18 protein-coding genes are annotated in these 18,042 nt (G+C 73.6%); 4 read left to right on the forward strand and 14 right to left on the reverse strand.

The annotated features are described in order from the left end of the window. Positions 1-128: 128 nt before the first annotated feature. Complete coding sequence (locus tag AC07A6_RS13700; RefSeq protein ID WP_362458830.1) at positions 129-1,412, reverse strand: adenylosuccinate synthase; 1,284 nt, start codon at positions 1,410-1,412, stop codon at positions 129-131. 184 nt (positions 1,413-1,596) lie between these two features. Here AC07A6_RS13700 and AC07A6_RS13705 point away from each other — a divergent pair, with 184 nt between their 5' ends. After that, complete coding sequence (locus AC07A6_RS13705; protein WP_386275049.1) at positions 1,597-2,415, forward strand: diacylglycerol kinase catalytic domain-containing protein; 819 nt, start codon at positions 1,597-1,599, stop codon at positions 2,413-2,415. A 15-nt stretch (positions 2,416-2,430) separates the two neighbouring features. Here the strand turns inward: AC07A6_RS13705 and AC07A6_RS13710 are convergent, their stop codons facing one another. The 8 genes from AC07A6_RS13710 to AC07A6_RS13745 form a co-directional block, all read right to left on the reverse strand. Beyond that, positions 2,431-3,129, reverse strand: a complete 699-nt coding sequence (locus AC07A6_RS13710) for an alpha/beta hydrolase (protein ID WP_478777201.1) — start codon at positions 3,127-3,129, stop codon at positions 2,431-2,433. Between the two features lie 141 nt (positions 3,130-3,270). Beyond that, positions 3,271-4,488 carry a cytochrome P450 gene (locus AC07A6_RS13715; protein ID WP_478777202.1) on the reverse strand — a complete coding sequence of 406 codons (1,218 nt, stop codon included), beginning with the start codon at positions 4,486-4,488 and terminating at the stop codon, positions 3,271-3,273. Positions 4,489-4,513: 25 nt separating this feature from the next. Further along, entirely contained in the window at positions 4,514-5,173 is a 660-nt protein-coding gene (locus AC07A6_RS13720) for a response regulator (RefSeq protein WP_285547313.1), read from the reverse strand. Next, positions 5,170-6,498, reverse strand: a complete 1,329-nt coding sequence (locus AC07A6_RS13725) for a sensor histidine kinase (RefSeq protein WP_386271004.1) — start codon at positions 6,496-6,498, stop codon at positions 5,170-5,172. Before AC07A6_RS13725 ends, AC07A6_RS13720 begins: the two co-directional genes overlap by 4 nt. An 87-nt stretch (positions 6,499-6,585) precedes the next feature. Further along, positions 6,586-7,257 carry a response regulator transcription factor gene (locus AC07A6_RS13730; protein ID WP_362458846.1) on the reverse strand — a complete coding sequence of 224 codons (672 nt, stop codon included), beginning with the start codon at positions 7,255-7,257 and terminating at the stop codon, positions 6,586-6,588. Then, a complete protein-coding gene (locus tag AC07A6_RS13735) occupies positions 7,254-8,570 on the reverse strand; it encodes a sensor histidine kinase (protein ID WP_386271002.1) in 1,317 nt (438 codons plus the stop codon). Before AC07A6_RS13735 ends, AC07A6_RS13730 begins: the two co-directional genes overlap by 4 nt. Positions 8,571-8,580: 10 nt before the next feature. Beyond that, complete coding sequence (locus AC07A6_RS13740) at positions 8,581-9,768, reverse strand: acyltransferase family protein (RefSeq protein WP_478777203.1); 1,188 nt, start codon at positions 9,766-9,768, stop codon at positions 8,581-8,583. Further along, positions 9,761-10,690, reverse strand: a complete 930-nt coding sequence (locus AC07A6_RS13745) for an alpha/beta hydrolase (protein WP_478777204.1) — start codon at positions 10,688-10,690, stop codon at positions 9,761-9,763. The genes AC07A6_RS13740 and AC07A6_RS13745 overlap by 8 nt, the downstream gene beginning before the upstream one ends. A gap of 251 nt (positions 10,691-10,941) precedes the next feature. Between AC07A6_RS13745 and AC07A6_RS13750 the strand changes: the two genes are divergently transcribed. Next, positions 10,942-11,421, forward strand: coding sequence for an HIT family protein (locus tag AC07A6_RS13750; RefSeq protein ID WP_125604128.1), 480 nt, complete (start codon positions 10,942-10,944; stop codon positions 11,419-11,421). A 31-nt stretch (positions 11,422-11,452) separates the two neighbouring features. On the opposite strand, the gene AC07A6_RS13755 is transcribed toward AC07A6_RS13750, so the two are convergent. The 5 genes from AC07A6_RS13755 to AC07A6_RS13775 all read right to left on the reverse strand — a co-directional run bounded on the left by AC07A6_RS13755 (position 11,453) and on the right by AC07A6_RS13775 (position 15,667). After that, positions 11,453-12,091 (reverse strand): LysE family translocator, encoded by a 639-nt coding sequence (locus tag AC07A6_RS13755; protein ID WP_478777205.1) that lies wholly within the window; start codon positions 12,089-12,091, stop codon positions 11,453-11,455. A gap of 5 nt (positions 12,092-12,096) precedes the next feature. Beyond that, a complete protein-coding gene (locus AC07A6_RS13760; RefSeq protein ID WP_362458862.1) occupies positions 12,097-12,498 on the reverse strand; it encodes a nuclear transport factor 2 family protein in 402 nt (133 codons plus the stop codon). Between the two features lie 81 nt (positions 12,499-12,579). Next, positions 12,580-14,235, reverse strand: a complete 1,656-nt coding sequence (locus AC07A6_RS13765; RefSeq protein ID WP_478777206.1) for a serine/threonine-protein kinase — start codon at positions 14,233-14,235, stop codon at positions 12,580-12,582. 345 nt (positions 14,236-14,580) lie between these two features. Further along, positions 14,581-15,045 (reverse strand): MarR family winged helix-turn-helix transcriptional regulator, encoded by a 465-nt coding sequence (locus AC07A6_RS13770; RefSeq protein WP_478777207.1) that lies wholly within the window; start codon positions 15,043-15,045, stop codon positions 14,581-14,583. Continuing rightward, a complete protein-coding gene (locus AC07A6_RS13775; protein WP_362458871.1) occupies positions 15,038-15,667 on the reverse strand; it encodes a DJ-1/PfpI family protein in 630 nt (209 codons plus the stop codon). The genes AC07A6_RS13770 and AC07A6_RS13775 overlap by 8 nt, the downstream gene beginning before the upstream one ends. Before the next feature lie 164 nt (positions 15,668-15,831). On the opposite strand from AC07A6_RS13775, the gene AC07A6_RS13780 reads away from it, so the two are divergent. Next, positions 15,832-17,184, forward strand: a complete 1,353-nt coding sequence (locus AC07A6_RS13780) for an aminotransferase class III-fold pyridoxal phosphate-dependent enzyme (protein WP_478777208.1) — start codon at positions 15,832-15,834, stop codon at positions 17,182-17,184. Between the two features lie 108 nt (positions 17,185-17,292). Beyond that, positions 17,293-17,964, forward strand: a complete 672-nt coding sequence (locus AC07A6_RS13785; RefSeq protein WP_385765179.1) for a GntR family transcriptional regulator — start codon at positions 17,293-17,295, stop codon at positions 17,962-17,964. Positions 17,965-18,042: the final 78 nt, after the last annotated feature.

An 18,042-nucleotide genomic window follows, 5' to 3' on the forward strand; every position in this document is an offset into this window, starting at 1 on the left:
CCCCCCCCCCCCCCCCCCCCCGCCCCTCCCCCCCCCCCCCCCCCCCCCCCCCCCCACCCCCCCACACCCCCCCCCCCCCCCCCCCCCCCCCCCCCCCCCCCCCCCCCCCCTCCGGGGGGTGGCGGTGCCTAGAGGAACGAGTTGATCTCGATCGTCTCGGTGCGGCCGGGGCCGACGCCGATCGCGGAGATCGGGGCGCCCGACATCTCCTCCAGCGCCTTCACGTAGTTCTGCGCGTTCTTCGGCAGGTCGGAGAAGGTCTTGGCCTTGGTGATGTCCTCGGACCAGCCCGGGAGGGTTTCGTAGATCGGCTTCGCGTGGTGGAAGTCGGTCTGCGAGTAGGGCAGCTCCTCGACGCGCTTGCCGTCGATCTCGTACGCGACGCAGACCGGGATCTCCTCCCAGCCGGTCAGAACGTCCAGCTTGGTGAGGAAGAAGTCCGTCAGGCCGTTCACGCGGGTGGCGTAGCGGGCGATCGGGGCGTCGAACCAGCCGCAGCGGCGGTCACGGCCGGTGGTCACGCCGCGCTCGCCGCCGATGCGGCGCAGCGCCTCGCCGTCCTCGTCGAACAGCTCGGTCGGGAACGGGCCCGCGCCGACGCGGGTCGTGTAGGCCTTGAGGATGCCGATGACGCGGCTGATCTTCGTCGGGCCCACGCCGGTGCCGGTGCAGGCGCCGCCGGCGGTCGGGTTCGAGGAGGTGACGAAGGGGTACGTGCCGTGGTCGACGTCGAGCAGGGTGCCCTGGCCGCCCTCGAAGAGCACGACCTTGTCCTCGTCCAGCGCGTTGTTGAGGATCAGGGTGGTGTCGGCGACGTAGCCCTTGATCTGGTCCGCGTACTGGAGCATCTCCTCGACGATCGCGGAGGCCTCGATCGCGCGGCGGTTGTACAGCTTCGCGAGGAGCTGGTTCTTGCCCTCCAGCGCCGCTTCGACCTTCTGGGTGAGGATCGACTCGTCGTACAGGTCCTGGACGCGGATGCCGACGCGGTTGATCTTGTCCGCGTAGGTCGGGCCGATGCCGCGGCCGGTCGTACCGATCTTGCGCTTGCCGAGGAAGCGCTCGCCGACCTTGTCGAGGGTGACGTTGTACGGCGTGATCAGGTGCGCGTTGCCGCTGATGAGCAGCTTGGAGGTGTCGATGCCGCGCTCGTTCAGACCGCGCAGCTCGGAGAGCAGGACGGCCGGGTCGACGACGACACCGTTGCCGATGACCGGGGTGCATCCGGGGGAGAGGATGCCGGAAGGGAGAAGGTGGAGCGCGTACTTCTGGTCGCCTACGACGACCGTGTGGCCGGCGTTGTTGCCGCCCTGGTAGCGCACCACATAGTCAACGGATCCACCGAGCAGGTCGGTGGCCTTTCCCTTGCCCTCGTCACCCCACTGAGCTCCGAGCAGCACAAGAGCGGGCACAGGCGTACACCTCTTCCGGATGGGGCATGTCCAAGGTCAGGGGGCGTACGACGATGTACACCGCAGGCTGAGCCGTCGGACCGGTGCCCCGGAATAGACGAAGGCCCTGGCGCAATAGCGCAAGGGCCTCTTGCACAAAGATGCTACCCGAGGAAGGACCGAGGTGTCGGCTCCAGAGCCCGCCATGAGCCATGCGGGCGCGCCGGTAGGCGGCCTGCTCGTGCTCGTCGACCCGGTCGCCCGCCGTCTTGACGGCGAGTCCGTGCGAATCGCGAAGGATGTGTTGTCAGCGGGAGCGGCGGCGAAAATCTGCCTCCCGGATTCGCAGGAGGAATTTGCGCGGGCCCTCGCCCGCCGCGGTCATCGGCGGCCGGTGGTCGTGGGGGACGACCGGGCGCTGGTGCGGGCCGTGGGGCTGCTGCACCGGGAGCGGGAGCCGGGCGAGCGGGTGGTGTCGCTGATCCCGGTGGGCCCCGCGGGGTCCCTGGCGCTGGCCCGGTCGCTCGGGGTGCCGCTGTCGGCGGTGCTGGCGGCGAGGACGGCGCTGGACGGGGTGGCGCGGCCGCGGGACCTGCTGGTGGACGACGGCGGCGGGGTGGTGCTGGGCGGCTTGCGGATCACCCCGCCGGTGTCGGCCGTGCGGCGCGGCGGGGGCTACCGCTCACTGCTGCGGACGCTGCTGCCGAGCCCGGCGCCGCCCGCGTGGCCGGTCCACCGGCTGCGGGTGGAGGTCGACGGGGTCGTGGTCGCCGACGGGGACCGCCCGGTGGAGGACGTGGCCGTACGGACCGCCGGGGGCGGCGCCGGACCGGCGGAGGTCGTGGTGCGGCTGTCGGGCGCGCCGCCGCTGAGGGGCTGCGCGGAGGCGGTCACGGTGTCCGCGGTGGTCGGGGCGTCCGGGGAGGACTTCCGCTACCGGGCGGACCACGCCCTGGCCGGCCCGGTGCGGCGGCGCACCTGGACGGTGCGGCGGGCGGCCTGGGCGCTGACGCTTCCGAGGTGAGCCCGTGCGGCCTGCCTAGCGGCCGGCCGTCTCGTTCGCGGCGGCCTCGATCAGGTCGCAGACGGGGCCCGGCTGGGAGGCCAGGGAGGCGTGCGAACAGTCCAGCTCGACCGTCTTGCGGGGGTTCATCCGCTCGGCCATCATGCGCTGGTTGTCCGGGTGGATCATGTGGTCCTGGGTGGACACCTGGTACCAGGACGGCTTCGCGCGCCACGCCGGGGCGGTGACGGCGTCGCCGAAGGTGGAGGCCAGCGGGGCCTTCTGGGTGACGGCCATCACCAGGGCCTCGTCCGCCGTCAGGTCCTGCGCGAAGCTCTCGTGGAACTTGTCCTGCTTGAGCCACAGGTAGCCGTCCGAGTCCGGCGCGAGGTTCGGGAAGGCCGCCGGGGGGTGCTTCTCGCTGATCGCACCCGGGCTCTCCCCGCTGTCGGGGGCGAAGGCCGCGACGTAGACCAGCGCGGAGACGTTCGGCAGGTCGCCGGCCTCGGTGATGACCGCGCCCCCGTACGAGTGGCCCACCAGGACCACGGGCCCGTCGATCTGCCGGACCATCTTGCGGGTGCGTTCGGCGTCGTCGGCCAGCGAGGTCAGCGGGTTCTCCACCGCGTGCAGGTCGCGGAAGCCGCGACGGTGCAGCTCGGTGATGACCTTGGACCAGTGGGCGGCACCGCCCCAGAATCCGTGGACCAGGACGATGGCGGGCTTTTCGGACATGGGGGCGTGCCTCTTCTCGCTGCGGGGCGGGGCGGGGTGGGGGCGGGGGCCGGCTCCGCTTCACGCTAGGCAGCCCTCCGGCAGCCCGCCACCGGAGAACCCGCCACCCGAGAACCCGCCACCCGGGAACCTGCCGCCCGCCTAGAACTCCACCAGGAGCTCCCGCAGCCCCCGGATCACATAGCCCTCCTGCCAGCGGGGCTCCCTCACCAGCCGCATCGGCGGGCCGCCGGCGTCGAGCAGCGCCCCGAACGAGGCGGCCAGCTCCAGCCGGGCCAGCGGCGCGCCCAGGCAGTAGTGGATCCCGGCCCCGAACGTCAGGTGCGGATTGTCGGCCCGCCCGAGGTCGAGCACGTCAGGGTCCTCGAAACGCGCGGGGTCCCGGTTCGCGGACCCGAAGAGCAGCGCCACCTCGGCCCCGCGGGGGATGAGCGTGTCCCCGATCTCGATGTCGTCGAGCACCCAGCGCTCGAACATCTGGAGGGGCGTGTCGTAGCGCATCAGTTCATCCACAGCTGTGGACAACTTTTCCGCACCCGCCCGTCCGGGGTGCGCGCGCAGGCCCGCGAGCTGACCGGGATTGCGGAACAGGGCCCACCAGCCGTTCACCGTGGTGTTCACGGTCGCCTCGTGCCCGGCGTTCAGCAGGAGCACGCAGGTCGAGATCATCTCCTGCTCGCTGAGCCGGCCCTCCTCATCGTGGGCGGCGATCAGCGCGGAGATCAAATCCGTGCCGGGCTCCTTGCGGCGCTCGGCGATCAGCTCCCGCAGGTACGCGCTGAACTCCACGCTCGCCGTCACCGCCCGCCGCGCGGTCTCCGCGTCCGGCCGCAGCTCGAACATCCCGCAGATGTCCGCCGACCAGGGCCTCAGCAGCCCCCGGTCCCCCTCCGGGACCCCCAGCAGCTCCGCGATCACCGCCACCGGCAGCGGCTCGGCGACGGCCGTGAGCAGGTCCCCGCCCCCGGCGGCCCGCAGCCCGCCCGCCAGCTCCCGCGCCAGCCGCTCGACCGACGGCGCCAGCCGCTCCACCATGCGCGGGGTGAACGCCTTCGACACCAGCCGCCGCACCCGGGCATGCGCGGGATCCTCGAGGTCCAGCAGGCCGTTCCCGTTGAGCACGTGGAACGGCTCGTGCTCCGGCGGCGGCGCCTGGCGCCCGAACTCCTCGTGGCTGAAGCGGTGCAGGTAGGTCCGCCCCAGCCGCCGGTCCCGCAGCAACGCGCTCACGTCGGCGTAGTGCGGCACCAGCCACTGCCCCGTCGCCTCGCACCACACCGCCCTCCCCCGCTCCCTCAACTCCCGGTAAGCGGGGTACGGATCGGCTACGAACGCGGCATCCCAAGGATCAAAGCGCATCCCAGCACCCTAGGCGCTGCATTCCCTAAGCAGGCGTCACCAGCCGTGTCTCGTAGGCGTACACCGCGGCCTGGGTCCGGTCCCGCAGGCCCAGCTTCACCAGGATCCGGCTCACGTGCGTCTTGATCGTCGACTCCGCCACCAGCAGCCGGTCCGCTATCTCCCCGTTGGACAGGCCCTGCGCGATCAGCACCAGCACCTCCGTCTCCCGCTCCGTCAACTCCGACACCCCCGAAGGGTCCGCCGCCCGCTGCACCTCCGAGAGCTTCGAGAACTCCGAGATCAGCCGCTTCGTCACCGACGGGGCGAGCAGCGCCTCCCCAGCTGCCACCACCCGCACCCCCTCCGCCAGCTGCCGGGCGGAGGCGTCCTTCAACAGGAACCCGGACGCCCCCGCACGCAGCGCCTGGTACACGTACTCGTCGAGGTCGAAGGTCGTCAGGACCAGCACCTTCGCGTCCGTGTCCGCCGCCACGATCTGCCGCGTCGCCTCCAGGCCGTTCATCTCCGGCATCCGGATGTCCATCAGCACCACGTCCGGCCTCAGGGCCGCGACCTGCGCGATGGCCTGCCTGCCGTCGACGGCCTCCCCGACGACCTCGATGCCCTCCATCGCGTTCAGCAGGACGGAGAACCCCTCGCGGACCATCATCTGGTCGTCGACGATCAGCACCCGGATCGTCATGCCGGCCCCTCCTCGGGCTGCGGCCGGCTGCGCACCGGTATGAACACGGCCACCTCGTACCCGCCCGCACCGGTCTCCCCGGCCGTCATCTCCCCCTCCAGCATCGCCACCCGCTCCCGCATCCCGGTGATCCCGTGCCCGGCTCCCGGCGAGGGCGGGACGTCCCCGTCCGCCGGACCGTTGACCACCCGTATCCCCAGCCCGCCCAGCACGTACGAGACCTCCACCTCGGCCGGCGCCCCCGGGGCGTGCCGCAGGCTGTTGCTCAGGGCCTCCTGGATGATCCGGTACGCCGACAGCTCCACGCCCTGCGGCAGCTCGCGCACCGCACCCGTGACGGTCTTGTCCACGCGCAGACCGGCCTCCCGCACATTGGCCAGCAGCCCGTCCAGGGAGGCCAGCGTCGGCTGCGGGGCCTCCGGGGCCTCGTAGTCCGCGGACCGCACCACACCCAGCACCCGCCGCAGCTCCGTCAGCGCCGCCACCGCGTTCTCCCGGATGGTCGCGAAGGCCGCCTCCAGCTCCGGCGGCGGATTCTTCACCCTGTACGGAGCCGCCTCCGCCTGGATCGCCACCACCGACATGTGGTGCGCGACCACGTCGTGCAGCTCCCGCGCGATCGTCGTCCGCTCCTCCAGCAGCGTCCGCCGGTCCCGCTCGACGGCCGTCACCTCCCGCTCGGCGATCACCTCGCGCCGGGCCTCCCGGCGCGTGTTGCGGACCGTCACCACCAGCAGGGCCACCGCCGAGAAGAAGGCCATCGGGGCGACGGCGCCGCCGTCCGCGCCGCCGACCAGGACCGGCAGGGCCGTCCCGTACACCAGGGTGATGAACCACATCCAGGCGGCGGCCCGGGGCCGCAGCCGCATCGCCACGAAGGTCATGACGGCGAGGGTCGCCACGAAGGTGCTCGGCGACCACGGCCAGGACAGGTTCCGGTCGGAGAACACCGACAGCGCGGTGGTCAGCGCCAGCACCACCCAGAACGCCCCCGCGGGACGCACCAGGGTCATCAGCACCGGACCCGCCGCCAGCAGCCCCAGCACCACGAACTGGACCGGCGGCCCGCCGTACTGGTTGTCGGCGCTCGCGAGCATGGTCACGAAGAACGCCGTCACGACCACCACGGCATGCGGCAGGTAGGCCGCCTTCGGCCGTATGCCCTCGGGGAGCCGGCGCACCAGCGGGCCGTCCGTCCGCATCAGCGGGAGCGGCCGGTAGGCGAAGGCGTCGGTGATCAGCTCGTCGCGCAGGCTCTGGATCAGGCCCGAAGCCATCCGCAGTTCGGGAGGCCGGGGGGTCGCCCCGGTGGTCGTCTCGGTCATGTCCAAACCGTAGGCCGGTGCCTCCCTCGACCGCGTCGCCGCCGAAGGGGATTTCCAGGGGTCCCCCTCAGGTACTACACGGGGCCCTCAGTAGCCCGCCGGACGGACCAGACCCGTCTCGTAGGCGAACACCGCGGCCTGCGTCCGGTCCCGCAGGCCCAGCTTCACCAGGATCCGGCCCACATGGGTCTTCACCGTCTGCTCGGCCACCACCAGGTGCGTCGCGATCTCCGCGTTGGACAGGCCCTGCGCGATCAGCGACAGCACCTCGGTCTCCCGTTCCGTCAGCTCCTCGATCCGAGCCCTGGACGGCGCACGCGGGGCCCCCAGCCGCGAGAACTCGGTGATCAGGCGCTTCGTGATGTTCGGCGACAGCAGGGCCTCGCCGGCCGCGACCACCCGCACGGCCTCGGCCAGCTGGTCCGCCGAGGCGTCCTTCAGGAGGAAGCCGGAAGCACCCGCGCGCAGCGCCTCGTACACGTACTCGTCCAGGTCGAAGGTGGTCAGCACCAGTACCTTCACCGCCGAGCCGGGCGTGCCCGTGATGACGGAGGTGGCCTCGATACCGCCCATCCCCGGCATGCGGATGTCCATCAGGACCACGTCCGGTGCGAGTTCCCCGGTCTTCGCCACCGCGTCGGCACCGTCTATCGCCTGCCCGACCACCTCGATGTCCGGCTCGGCGTTCAGCAGGACGGTGAAGCCCTGCCGGACCATCATCTGGTCGTCGGCGATCATCACCCTGATCGGAGTGCTCATACGTCCTTCTTCTTCTCGGAGACGGAACCGCCGGGCGGATCCATGGGGAGCACGGCGCTCACCTCGTACCCGCCGTCAGGGCGCGGGCCGGCCGCCAGCTCGCCCCCCAGCATGCCCGCCCGCTCCCGCATGCCGAGCAGCCCGTGCCCCGCACCGGGAGACGGCGGGGCCGGCCGGGTCGGCGCCGAGTTCGCCACGCACAGGTGCAGTTCGCGCGGCCCGTAGGCGATGCCGACCTCCACTCGGGAACCGGGGGCGTGGCGCAGGCAGTTGCTCAGTGCCTCCTGCACGATCCGGTAGGCGGTGAGCTCCGCGCCCGGGGTCAGCGGCCGCCGTATGCCCGCCGTCTCGGTGGTGACGTCCAGTCCGGCCGCGCGCACGTTGTCCACGAGGGCGTCCAGTTCGGCGAGGGTGGGCTGCGGGTGGTGCGGGTTCGCCGGATCGTCGGCGTGCTCGGAGCGCAGCACGCCCAGGACGCGCCGCAGTTCGGTGAGGGCCTCCAGGGCGTTCTGCCGGATGCCCGCGAGGTTCTCCTTCAGCTCCGGGGACGGGTTCTCCACCAGGTGCGGGGCCACCTGCGCCTGGATGGAGATCACCGACATGTGGTGCGCGACGACGTCGTGCAGCTCACGGGCGATCCGGCTGCGCTCCTCCAGCAGCGTCCGCCGCGCCCGCTCCTCCTCCGTCAGGGTCTCCTGCGCGACGAGCTGGCCGCGGGCCAGCCGCGTCGCCCGCAGCGCGTACCCGAGGAGGCCGGCGAAGCCGAAGACGAGGAGCGCGCCGACCGTGCTGCTCTGGCTGTGCTCCGGCTTGAAGAGCATCTCGGCCGCCCCGGTGCAGGCGATGGAGACGGCGACGACCGCGCCCGTCACCTTCGGCGGCACGCGCAGGGCCACCAGCAGCACCAGCGGGGCGAAGGCGAAGAGCCCGGTGGGCGTCCACGGCCAGGTCTGGCCCCGTCCCACGTGGCCGTGGATCGCGGCGGCGATGAAGCCGGAGGTCACCAGGCCCAGCCACCAGGCGGCGACCGGCCGGAACATGGCGGCCACGATGGAGAAGCCGGTGAAGAGGCACAGCACGATGACGCTCGGCTCGCGCATGTGGTAGTGGTCCTGGATCTGCGTGAGCGTCAGGAAACCGAAGAGGACCGCGACGTACACGACCAGGACGTGCGGCAGCCGGTTCAGCCAGCGGGGCCGCTTCATCGGGGGCAGCGGGTCCCGCCCGAGGGTGAACAACTGCCGGGCCACACCGCGCGGTGCGGGGCCGTCCTGGACGGGGCCCTCGGCCCGGGTTTCGCTCTGCTCGCTCACGTCGGCCACCCTAGGCATGGGACACCTCCCGTACGGATCCCGGACGCCGGTCCCCGAGGGCTCCGGCTGCCTTCCGCGGCCGGGGGGCCCGCTCGTAGGTGTGGAAGGCGGCCCAGCAGACGGCCAGGGCGGCCGCGAACACCGGCAGCCACAGCAGCCGGGCGGCTATCCAGCCCGCCGTACCGGGCACGGTGTGCAGCCCGGGGAGGTCGGAGGAGACCAGCAGCCCCAGAGCGGTGACGGACATCATCGCGGTCTGGTGCCAGAGGAACACCGTCATCGCGGACAGGTTCATCAGGGCCACCTTCGCCCAGGCACGGGGCCGGCGCATCGCCCGGGCCAGCGGCCCGCGCGCCAGCAGCGCCAGCCCGCACTGGGCCAGCCCGAAGGCGACGGCGGCCAGCGTCGGCGGGTTCAGGTTGGACACCGCCGCCCCCGGTACCCCCACCATCGACGCCGGGTACCCGCCCCACAGGACCAGCGCGGCCGCACCGGCCGCGCCCCCGCCGAGCAGGAGCAGGGCCGGACGGCGCCGGGCGAACGCCCCCCGCGCCCACGCCGCCCCCAGGGTGTAGGGGACGAGCCAGCCCGCGGCGACATTGACCCAGCCGGTCCACTCGGGCCCGTCGAGAGCGAACCGCCACCCGTCGACCGCCGCCACCACGAGCGCGGGCCACAGCGGGTTCAGCCGGACCACGAGCGGGGTGGCGGCGGTCAGCGCGGCGAACACCAGCAGGAACCACAGCGGCGACCACACCAGCCGGAGCAGGGTCCGGACGGTGTCCAGCCCGGCGCCGCCCAGCAGCAGGCCGCCCGCCACGACCGCCCACAGCGCGAGCACTGCCGCCACGGGGCGGAACAGCCGCCCCAGCCGCAGCCGTACCCAGCTCCCGTACGCGACCCCGCGCGCCCGAGCCGACGCGTACCCCTGGGCCGCGACGTGCCCGCCGACGAGGAAGAACACGGCCAGCGTCTGGAGCACCCAGGACACCGGGGCCAGCCAGGGCATGTGGGCCAGCGGACTCACCCCGCGCAGGCCGCCGTCCGTACTGGTCAGCGAGGTGACCAGCCAGTGCCCGAGCACCACGCCGAGGATCGCGAGGGCCCGCAGGGCGTCCACCGACCGGTCCCGGTCCGCCGGGGTCGCGCCGTCGACGCGGTCGGCCAGCGCCGACCAGCGGGTGTGCAGGCTACGCATGAGGGGCCTCCGCTCCGAGGACGATGCGGGCCAGGCTGCCGAGGGACTCGGTGCCGGGCTTGAGGTAGTCGCTGTGCCCGGCGGAGCCGGCCGCGAAGGCGCGGGCGCCGAAGGCGGGATCCACGGGATCGGTACCGAACCCGATGCCGCCGAACCGGACATGGGGAACATGGCCGATCCAGTCCCCGGAGCCCCGGCCGGCCCACACCCGGGCGGTGGTCGGCAGCTCCCCCGCGGTGGCCGCTCCCGTACCCGGGCTGCCGTACAGGGCCACGTCGGTGACCTCCGGGCCGGTCCTGGTCCGGCCGCAGACCACCGAGCCGTACGAGTGGCAGAGCAGGGAGATCCGGGCGCCGTCCGGGGTCAGCTTCCGCAACCCGGAGAGGAACGGGCCGAGTTCGGCCGCGGCCCGGTCGGCGCGGTCGGCGGTCAGGACGGTGGTGCTGACCGTGCCGGGCGTGTCGTAGCCGAGCCAGGCGACCACCGCGGAGCGCGGGTGCTCGGCCTGGAGCCGCTGCTGGAGGGACCGGGCCCCCTCCCGGAAACGCTGGTAGGTGTCCAGGTTCGTGTCCGAGCCCGGCACCAGGACCGCGATCCGGTCCGCGCCGCCCAGGTCGCCGAACACCTCTGTGGCGCGGCCCCGGCCGCGGCCGTCGAAGGCGAGGAACCGGGCTCCGGTCCCCGCCATGGCCCGCAGCCTCGCGGCCCGGCCGGCGTGGCCCGACTCCTCGGCCGTACGGGCCGCCCCGGCGATGCCCGCGAGGGAGGCCGCGTACCGGCTCTCCAAGGAGGCGGACTCGGAGACGGCCTCCGGGGCCGGCGCCGGGATCCGCGGGGACGCGGCGGCGGACACGGGGAGCACGACGGCCGCGGCGACGAGGCCGGCCAGCACGGTGCGGCGGAGGCGGCTGCCAGTGCTCATCTCGGATTCCTCTTCCTGTCCTTCGGTCCGGCGGGCAGGCGCCCGCTCTGGTAACGAAGTTAGGAATCGGGACCCCTCGTCGGCGTCACGCTGCGGAGCGGGCTTCACAGGTAGCTCTCAGGTATGACCACCGCTACCTGAGAGCCAGCCGGCAGCGGTCCTCCACCGGTCCACGAGCACCGGCCGGTGATCGGCACGCCCGGCCCGACACCGGCAAATGGCCCGCCACCGCCCTCCGTTAGGGTCCGGGGATGAACGAGACCGACTGGCGACACGACCGCATCGGCAGCGCGCACCGGGGGCTGAACCCCACCGTCCTGCGCCGCCTCGACTCCGGATTCGCGGCCATCGGGGACCGGCAGTTCCTGCCCGGGTACTCCGTGCTGCTGACCGACGACCCCGCCGTGACCCGGCTCTCGGACCTGCCCCCGGCGCGCCGGATCGCCTACCTCACCGACCTGGAGCGGCTCGCCGAGGCCGTCGAGCGGGCCTGCGCGCGGCTCGACCCGGCCTTCCGCCGCGTGAACATCGAGATCCTCGGCAACACCGACCCCTACCTGCACGCCCACATCTGGCCGCGCTACGACTGGGAGCCCGAGGACCTCGTCCGGATGCCGGTCTGGCTCTACGAGGACGAGGAGTGCTGGCGCGGCGAACGCCACGCGCTCGCGCCCCGCCACGACGGGATACGGGCCGCCGTCACCGAGGAGCTCGACCGCCTCCTCCCGTAGCGGGCCGCCCCCCCCGCCCCCTACCCGGGAGCTACGTCGCGGACGTGGCCACGCGCACCCCGAAGCCGATCAGGACGACGCCCGTCACCCGGTCCATCGTCCGGCGGACGCGCGGCCGCGTGAAGAAGCGCCGGGCGCGCGAGAGGACGTAGACGTACGTGCTCAGCCAGGCCAGCGTCAGCAGGACGTGGACCAGGACGAGCAGCGCCATCCCCGCCGCCGGGCTCAGGCCCGGCGGCGCGAGGGTGGGCAGCAGGCCGGTGTAGAACACGGCGATCTTCGGGTTGAGGGCGTTGGCGACCAGGCCGGTGCGCCAGGCGCTGCCGCCGCGGCCGGGCGCGGGGCGGTCCGCCGCGTCACCGGAAGTCCCGTCCAGTGCGGCCCCGGCGCCCGGGCGGCGCAGGGCCTGTGCGCCGAGGAGGCAGAGGTACGCCGCCCCGGCGAGCTTGACCACCAGGAACACCTCGGCCGAGGCGGCGAGCAGCGCCGCGAGCCCGGCCGCCGTCAGGGCGCCCCACAGCAGCAGCCCTACGGCGATCCCGCCCACGGTGCGCAGCCCGTCGGCCCGTCCCCGGGAGACGGCCCGCCGGGTCACGATGGCCATGTCGGGGCCGGGTACGAGGGTCAGCAGGGCCAGGACGCCGGTCGCCGCGGCGAGTTGCGTGAGCACACGGCTCAGTCTGCCACCAGGGGTTCGACGTAAACGGCTCTCCAGCGGGGCGCAGGGTCCTGTCCAGGGCTTGTCCAGTACTCCCGGGCGCCGACGACCCGTCCGCCGCGCACCGTCCACAGTGATACGGCCCGGTAGAGGACGTGGTCCTCGGGTATCTCCACCTCGGTGACGACGAGGTCCCCGTCGGCGAGGATGCGCAGGACCTCGACGGAGCCGATGGACCGCTCGCCGGTGTCGTCCTCCTCGTCACGGAGCACGGCGATGAAGTTGGCTCTGCCGACGATCCGCTCGCCGCTGACCGGCCATTCGATGACGGCGTCCTCGGCGACGAGCCCGGCCACGCCGTCCCAGTCGCGTGCCTCGATCCGCTCCCACAGTCGTGCCACTACCTTCAAGGGCTCCATGTGCCGCAGTGTGCGGTGGGCCCGTCGTACGCAACAAGCTCTGTTTGCAGGCTTATTGACTTCGACACAAACGTCTGGTGACTACTCCCTGTAATACGTGAGAGGGAGGCTGTCTCCCCCGCTCAGCTCGCGGACCAGGCTCCCGTCGGGCAGCAGCCGCAGCCGGCTCCAGCCGCCGGGCGTGCAGGTGGGAGGGGTCCCGGAGGTGACGGCGGAGGCGTCGAGTTCCACCGGGTCGGGGGCGCTGCGCAGGGCGGCCCGCCAGGAGCAGGAGTACCCGGGGTGCTCGACGCGCAGGGTCATGACGGAGTCGCCGACGGCGCCGGGGGTGAGGGTCAGGCGCCAGTCGGCGGAGCCGGAGGCGGCCCGCCAGGTGCCGGCGTAGGACTGGGGGAGCCGGCCCGCCCGGGTTCCGCTTCCGGGGCTCCCGGAGGCGGGGGCGGAAGCGGAGCCGGAGCCGGAGGCGGATCCGGAGCCCGCAGAGGGCGCTCCCGCGACCCCGGAGGGCGCCGTGACCGGGGTCCGGGGCCCGGAGTCCCCGCTCATCACCGCGTACACCGTGCCGCCCGCGGCCGCCGCGACGACGACCGCCACCGCGGCGAGCAACGCCGTCGACACGGTGCCGGGGCGGGCCGGGGGCACCGCGGGAGGCGGCTCGTACGGCTGGACGGGCACCGGCGGCACGGACGCCGCGAGGGTGGCGGGGACGGTGCGAGGCACGGGCGGCGCGGGCGGCGCGGGGGCGAAGGCCGGGTCCGCCGGGGCCGGGGCCGGGGCCGGGACCGGGGGCGACGGCCGGGGCGGGCCCGCCGGGCCGGCGTCCTCGCGGTCGAGGAGCTGCGCGGCCTGCCGCCCCAGCTGGGCCACGAGCGGTGCCGGGAGCCAGGGTTCCAGCGCCCGCCCGTCGGCCACCGTGTCGCCCGCCCCCACCCGGGCCAGCACGGCCGCCGGGTCGGGCCGGGCGGCGGGGTCCTTGCGCAGGCAGTCGGCGACGAGCGCGCGCAGCCCGTCCGGTACGCCGTCCAGGTCCGGTTCGGCTTCGACGATGCGCAGCAGCAGCCCGGCGGTCCCGCCGGGGTGTTCCGCGTCGCCGAACGGCAGCCGTCCGGTGGCCGCGTAGGCGAGTACGGCGCCGAGGCAGAAGACGTCGCAGGCCGGGGTGACCGGTCCGCCGCGCACCTGCTCGGGGGCCATGAAGCCGGGGGAGCCGACCAGTTGCCCGGTCCGGGTCAGGCCGCCGTCGGGCTCGTCGAGGGGGCGGGCGATGCCGAAGTCGATGACGCGGGGGCCGTCGATGGTGAGCAGCACGTTCGAGGGCTTCAGGTCGCGGTGGATCAGGCCGGCGCGGTGGATGTCCTGGAGGGCGTACGCGAGTCCGGCCGCGAGGATCCGTACCGTGCGGGCGGGCAGCGGGCCGAAGTCCCGGGCCACGACCTGGCGCAGGCTCGGCCCGGCGACGTAGCCGGTGGCGAACCACGGGGCCGGCGCCTCGGTGTCGGCGTCGAGGACGGGCGCGGTCCAGACGCCGCCGACGTGCCGGGCGGCGGAGACCTCCTGGCGGAACCTGGAGCGGAACTCCTCGCGGAGGGCCAGGCCGGGGTGGACGAGCTTGACGGCGACGGCGCGGCCGCGGTCGGAGCGGGCGAGGTAGACCTGGCCCATGCCGCCGGCCCCGAGGCGGGACAAGAGGCGGTACGGGCCGACGTGCTGCGGGTCGGTGGGGTGGAGCTGCTCCATCGCCGGGTGGTCCCTTCCCCCTGGGCTGGCCGGACGGGGCGAGCGTAGTGCGGGGCGCTCCGCGGGGGGAGGGGAAGCGGGGGGTTGCCCTGGCCGGGCGGTCGCGGGGAGCCGCGTGGGGTGGGCCGGTGCCGGTGCCGGCGCCAGGGTCGGCGCCAGGGTCGGTGCCGGTGCCGGGGTCGGGGTCGGGTGCCGGCACCGGGGTGCTGTCCCCGGGACGCGCTTCGGCGTTCGGCGCCCCGTCCGGGTGTGGACGCGCGGGCCGCCCCGCGCCGGATGCATCCCGTTCCGCTCCCGGACGACACCCGTCCCCGTCCCCCGCCCCCGTCCCCGCCCCCCGACCCCTCAGTTCTCCGAAGCGATCGCCGCCAGCGCCGCCGAGAGGCGGTCCAGGACCGCGACCGTCTCCGCGAAGCCGGCTTCGCCGAGGGCCGCAGCCAGCCTGTCGGCCAGTTCCGCGTGCCCCGGGTCGATGCGGGCGATCGCGGCGCGGCCCGTCTCCGTCGGGCGGAGCAGCTTCGCGCGGCGGTGGGCCGGGTTGGTGACGTACTCGGCGAGGCCCCGGGCGGCCAGCAGGTCGGCCACGCGTTGCACGCTCTGGCGGGTGATCCCCATGGTCCTGGCGATGCCCGCCACGGGCAGCGGCTCCGTCAGGACCGCGCCCAGGACCTGCCACCACGCGGCCGTCAGCCCGGCCGGGCGGGCCAGTTCCTCGGAGACGGAGAGGAACTGGCCGTTGAGGTGGAAGACGCCCAGCGCGGTACGGCTGAGCAGGTCCTGCCGCTCCCGCCCGGACAGCGGTTCAGGCATCGCCCGCCTCCGCCGCCGCCATCAGGACCGGGAACGCGCTCGCGTCGGAGTCGTGGAAGAGCCGGTACCACGCGTCGAGGACGTCCGGCTTGTAGGCGCCGAGCCGGGCGAAGACCTCCCGGGCGAAGGCCACCGGTTCGGTCGGGCCCGCCGTGATCAGGTCGCCCGCCGTGACGGCGTCGGCCTCCACGTACTGCCCGGCGCCCGCGTACCCCGGCTGCTCGGCGAGGTAGAACGAGACCGCGCTGGTGTGCGGGCGGTCGTCCAGCAGACCCTCCCGGGCCAGGCCCGCCGTGGCTCCGCAGATGGCCGCGACGGGCACCCCGGCGGCCAGGAACTCTCGGGCCTTGGCCGCGAACGGGGCGAGCTCGTCGCCGGAGTCCCAGAGCTCGGCGCCGGTCAGGATCAGCATCGAGGAGTCCTCGGGGCGCAGGTCGGCCAGGGACAGGTCGGGCAGGATCCGGAGCCCGCCCATCGTGGTCACCGGGGTGCCGGCGGCGAAGCCGACCGTGCGGATCCGGTGGCCGCGCTGGGTGAGGTGCGCGGTGGTGTGTCCGGTCTCCCAGTCCGCCCACGTGTCGTAGACCGCGAGGTGGACGGGCTTGGCGGGGGTCTCGGTCATGGTGCTCGCCTCCAGCTGGCAGGACGAAAGCTATGACAGAAGACTGTCATCATGGCAGTGTGCTGTCAATGGCGGCGCCGGCAGACAGACTGCCGAGAGCGGCCCCCCACCCCCATACAGTCCGCCGATATCCCTTCCCACCTGCGCACTTCTAGCGTGACCGCATGACCCCTCATGTCACCGGCGCGACCGTCAAGGCCGCCGACCGCGCTCACGTCTTCCACTCGTGGTCCGCCCAGGCCCTGATCGACCCGCTGGCTGTCGCCGGCGCCGAGGGCTCGTACTTCTGGGACTACGACGGGAACCGCTTCCTCGACTTCTCCTCCCAGCTGGTCAACACCAACATCGGCCACCAGCACCCCAAGGTCGTCGCCGCGATCCAGGAGCAGGCCGCGAAGCTCTGCACCCTCGCGCCCGGTTTCGCCGTCGACGTCCGCTCCGAGGCCGCACGCCTCATCGCCGAGCGCACCCCCGGTGACCTCGACAAGATCTTCTTCACCAACGGCGGCGCCGAGGCCGTGGAGAACGCCGTACGCATGGCCCGGCTGCACACCGGCCGTCAGAAGGTGCTCTCCACCTACCGCTCGTACCACGGCGCCACCGCCGCCGCGATCAACCTGACCGGCGACCCGCGCCGCTGGCCCTCGGACACCGCCTCCGCCGGCGTCGTCCACTTCTGGGGCCCGTTCCTCTACCGGTCGCCCTTCCACGCGGCCACCGAGCAGGAGGAGTGCGAGCGCGCCCTCGCGCACCTCGCCGACACGATCGCCTTCGAGGGCCCGCAGTCCATCGCCGCGATCATCCTGGAGTCGGTGCCCGGCACCGCCGGGATCATGACCCCGCCGCCCGGCTACCTCGCCGGTGTGCGCGAGCTGTGCGACCGCCACGGCATCGTCTTCGTCCTCGACGAGGTCATGTCGGGCTTCGGGCGCACCGGCAAGTGGTTCGCCGCCGAGCACTGGGACGTCACCCCCGACCTGATCACCTTCGCCAAGGGCGTCAACAGCGGTTACGTGCCGCTCGGCGGCGTGGCCATCTCCGCCGCCATCGCCGAGACCTTCGCCACCCGCCCCTACCCGGGCGGACTGACGTACTCCGGCCACCCCCTGGCCTGCGCCGCCGCCGTCGCGACGATCAACGTGATGGAGGAGGAGGGCATCGTCGAGAACGCCGCCCGCATCGGGTCCGAGGTCATCGCCCCCGGGCTGGCCGACCTCGCCGAGCGCCACCCCTCCGTCGGGGAGGTCCGCGGTCTCGGCGTCTTCTGGGCGCTGGAACTCGTACGCGACAAGGAGACGCGCGAGCCGCTCGTCCCGTACAACGCCGCGGGCGCCGACAACGCCCCCATGGCCGAATTCGCGGCGGCCTGCAAGGCGTCCGGGCTGTGGCCGTTCGTCAACATGAACCGGACGCACGTCGTGCCGCCGTGCACCGTCACGGAGGCCGAGGCCAAGGAGGGCCTGGCCCTGCTCGACGAGGCACTCACGGTGGCCGACCGGCACACCGTCGGCGCCTGACGGTCCGGACAGCGGACGTCATATCCGCATTCCGGCCGTAGACCGCTCGGTTTCAGCCGCGCTGCCTGGCCTAAGGTGTCCGAGAACCTATGGAGGAGACGGACCCCTATGCCAGGCAGCCGGAGCGGAGGTGTCACCCGCAACACCCTTCGGCAGCAGATCGCGGACGCGCTGCGTGACGAGGTGCTCGCGGGGCGTCTCCCTCCCGGGACCGAGTTCACGGTCAAACAGATCGCCGAGCAGTACGAGGTCTCCGCGACCCCGGTGCGCGAGGCGCTGGTCGACCTCTCGGCGCAGGGGCTGCTGGAGTCGGTGCAGCACCGGGGCTTCCGGGTGCGGATCTTCACCGTCGACGACTTCCGGGGAATGATCGAGGCCCGGACGCTGGTGCTCGACGGCATCTTCCGCCGCCTCGCCGAACGCGGCACCCCGCCCGGTACGGCCGAACTGCTGGTGTCCGTGCGCCGCCGCGCGGAGGAGGCGCGGCGGGCCGCGCGCAGCGGTTCGCTCGAAGTGCTGATCGGCTACGACCTGCGGTTCTGGCGGGAGCTCAGCGAGCTGGTCGGCAACACCTACATATCGGACTTCCTGCACCGCATCCGCGTGCAGTGCTGGGTCTTCTCCGTACCGCACCTCCAGGGCGCCCCCGAGCTGCGGGCCGCGCTGTGGGACGGCCACAACGAGCTGGTGGACGCGGTGACGCTGGCCGACGCCGACGAGGTACGCCGCCTCGTGCGCGCCTACAACCAGCACGGGCTGGACTGGGCCGCGAGCCTCTGACGCCGACCGTCCGCCCGCCCGGGTTCTGCGCACCCCTTCGCGGAGCGTGTCCGGCGCATTACTCTGGCCCGATCGGCG

The sequence above is a fragment of the Streptomyces sp. NPDC044002 genome (genome assembly GCF_056434525.1).

What these genes read in the sequence shown, in the direction of transcription:
- AC07A6_RS13770 (WP_478777207.1), bottom strand. Translation starts at nt 15,045, where the DNA reads ATGCCTGAACCGCTGTCCGGGCGGGAGCGGCAGGACCTGCTCAGCCGT.
- AC07A6_RS13760 (WP_362458862.1), bottom strand. Translation starts at nt 12,498, where the DNA reads ATGGAGCCCTTGAAGGTAGTGGCACGACTGTGGGAGCGGATCGAGGCA.
- AC07A6_RS13765 (WP_478777206.1), bottom strand. Translation starts at nt 14,235, where the DNA reads ATGGAGCAGCTCCACCCCACCGACCCGCAGCACGTCGGCCCGTACCGC.
- AC07A6_RS13730 (WP_362458846.1), bottom strand. Translation starts at nt 7,257, where the DNA reads ATGAGCACTCCGATCAGGGTGATGATCGCCGACGACCAGATGATGGTC.
- AC07A6_RS13745 (WP_478777204.1), bottom strand. Translation starts at nt 10,690, where the DNA reads ATGAGCACTGGCAGCCGCCTCCGCCGCACCGTGCTGGCCGGCCTCGTC.
- AC07A6_RS13780 (WP_478777208.1), top strand. Translation starts at nt 15,832, where the DNA reads ATGACCCCTCATGTCACCGGCGCGACCGTCAAGGCCGCCGACCGCGCT.
- AC07A6_RS13720 (WP_285547313.1), bottom strand. Translation starts at nt 5,173, where the DNA reads ATGACGATCCGGGTGCTGATCGTCGACGACCAGATGATGGTCCGCGAG.
- AC07A6_RS13710 (WP_478777201.1), bottom strand. Translation starts at nt 3,129, where the DNA reads ATGTCCGAAAAGCCCGCCATCGTCCTGGTCCACGGATTCTGGGGCGGT.
- AC07A6_RS13725 (WP_386271004.1), bottom strand. Translation starts at nt 6,498, where the DNA reads ATGACCGAGACGACCACCGGGGCGACCCCCCGGCCTCCCGAACTGCGG.
- AC07A6_RS13705 (WP_386275049.1), top strand. Translation starts at nt 1,597, where the DNA reads ATGAGCCATGCGGGCGCGCCGGTAGGCGGCCTGCTCGTGCTCGTCGAC.
- AC07A6_RS13715 (WP_478777202.1), bottom strand. Translation starts at nt 4,488, where the DNA reads ATGCGCTTTGATCCTTGGGATGCCGCGTTCGTAGCCGATCCGTACCCC.
- AC07A6_RS13785 (WP_385765179.1), top strand. Translation starts at nt 17,293, where the DNA reads ATGCCAGGCAGCCGGAGCGGAGGTGTCACCCGCAACACCCTTCGGCAG.
- AC07A6_RS13750 (WP_125604128.1), top strand. Translation starts at nt 10,942, where the DNA reads ATGAACGAGACCGACTGGCGACACGACCGCATCGGCAGCGCGCACCGG.
- AC07A6_RS13775 (WP_362458871.1), bottom strand. Translation starts at nt 15,667, where the DNA reads ATGACCGAGACCCCCGCCAAGCCCGTCCACCTCGCGGTCTACGACACG.
- AC07A6_RS13740 (WP_478777203.1), bottom strand. Translation starts at nt 9,768, where the DNA reads ATGCGTAGCCTGCACACCCGCTGGTCGGCGCTGGCCGACCGCGTCGAC.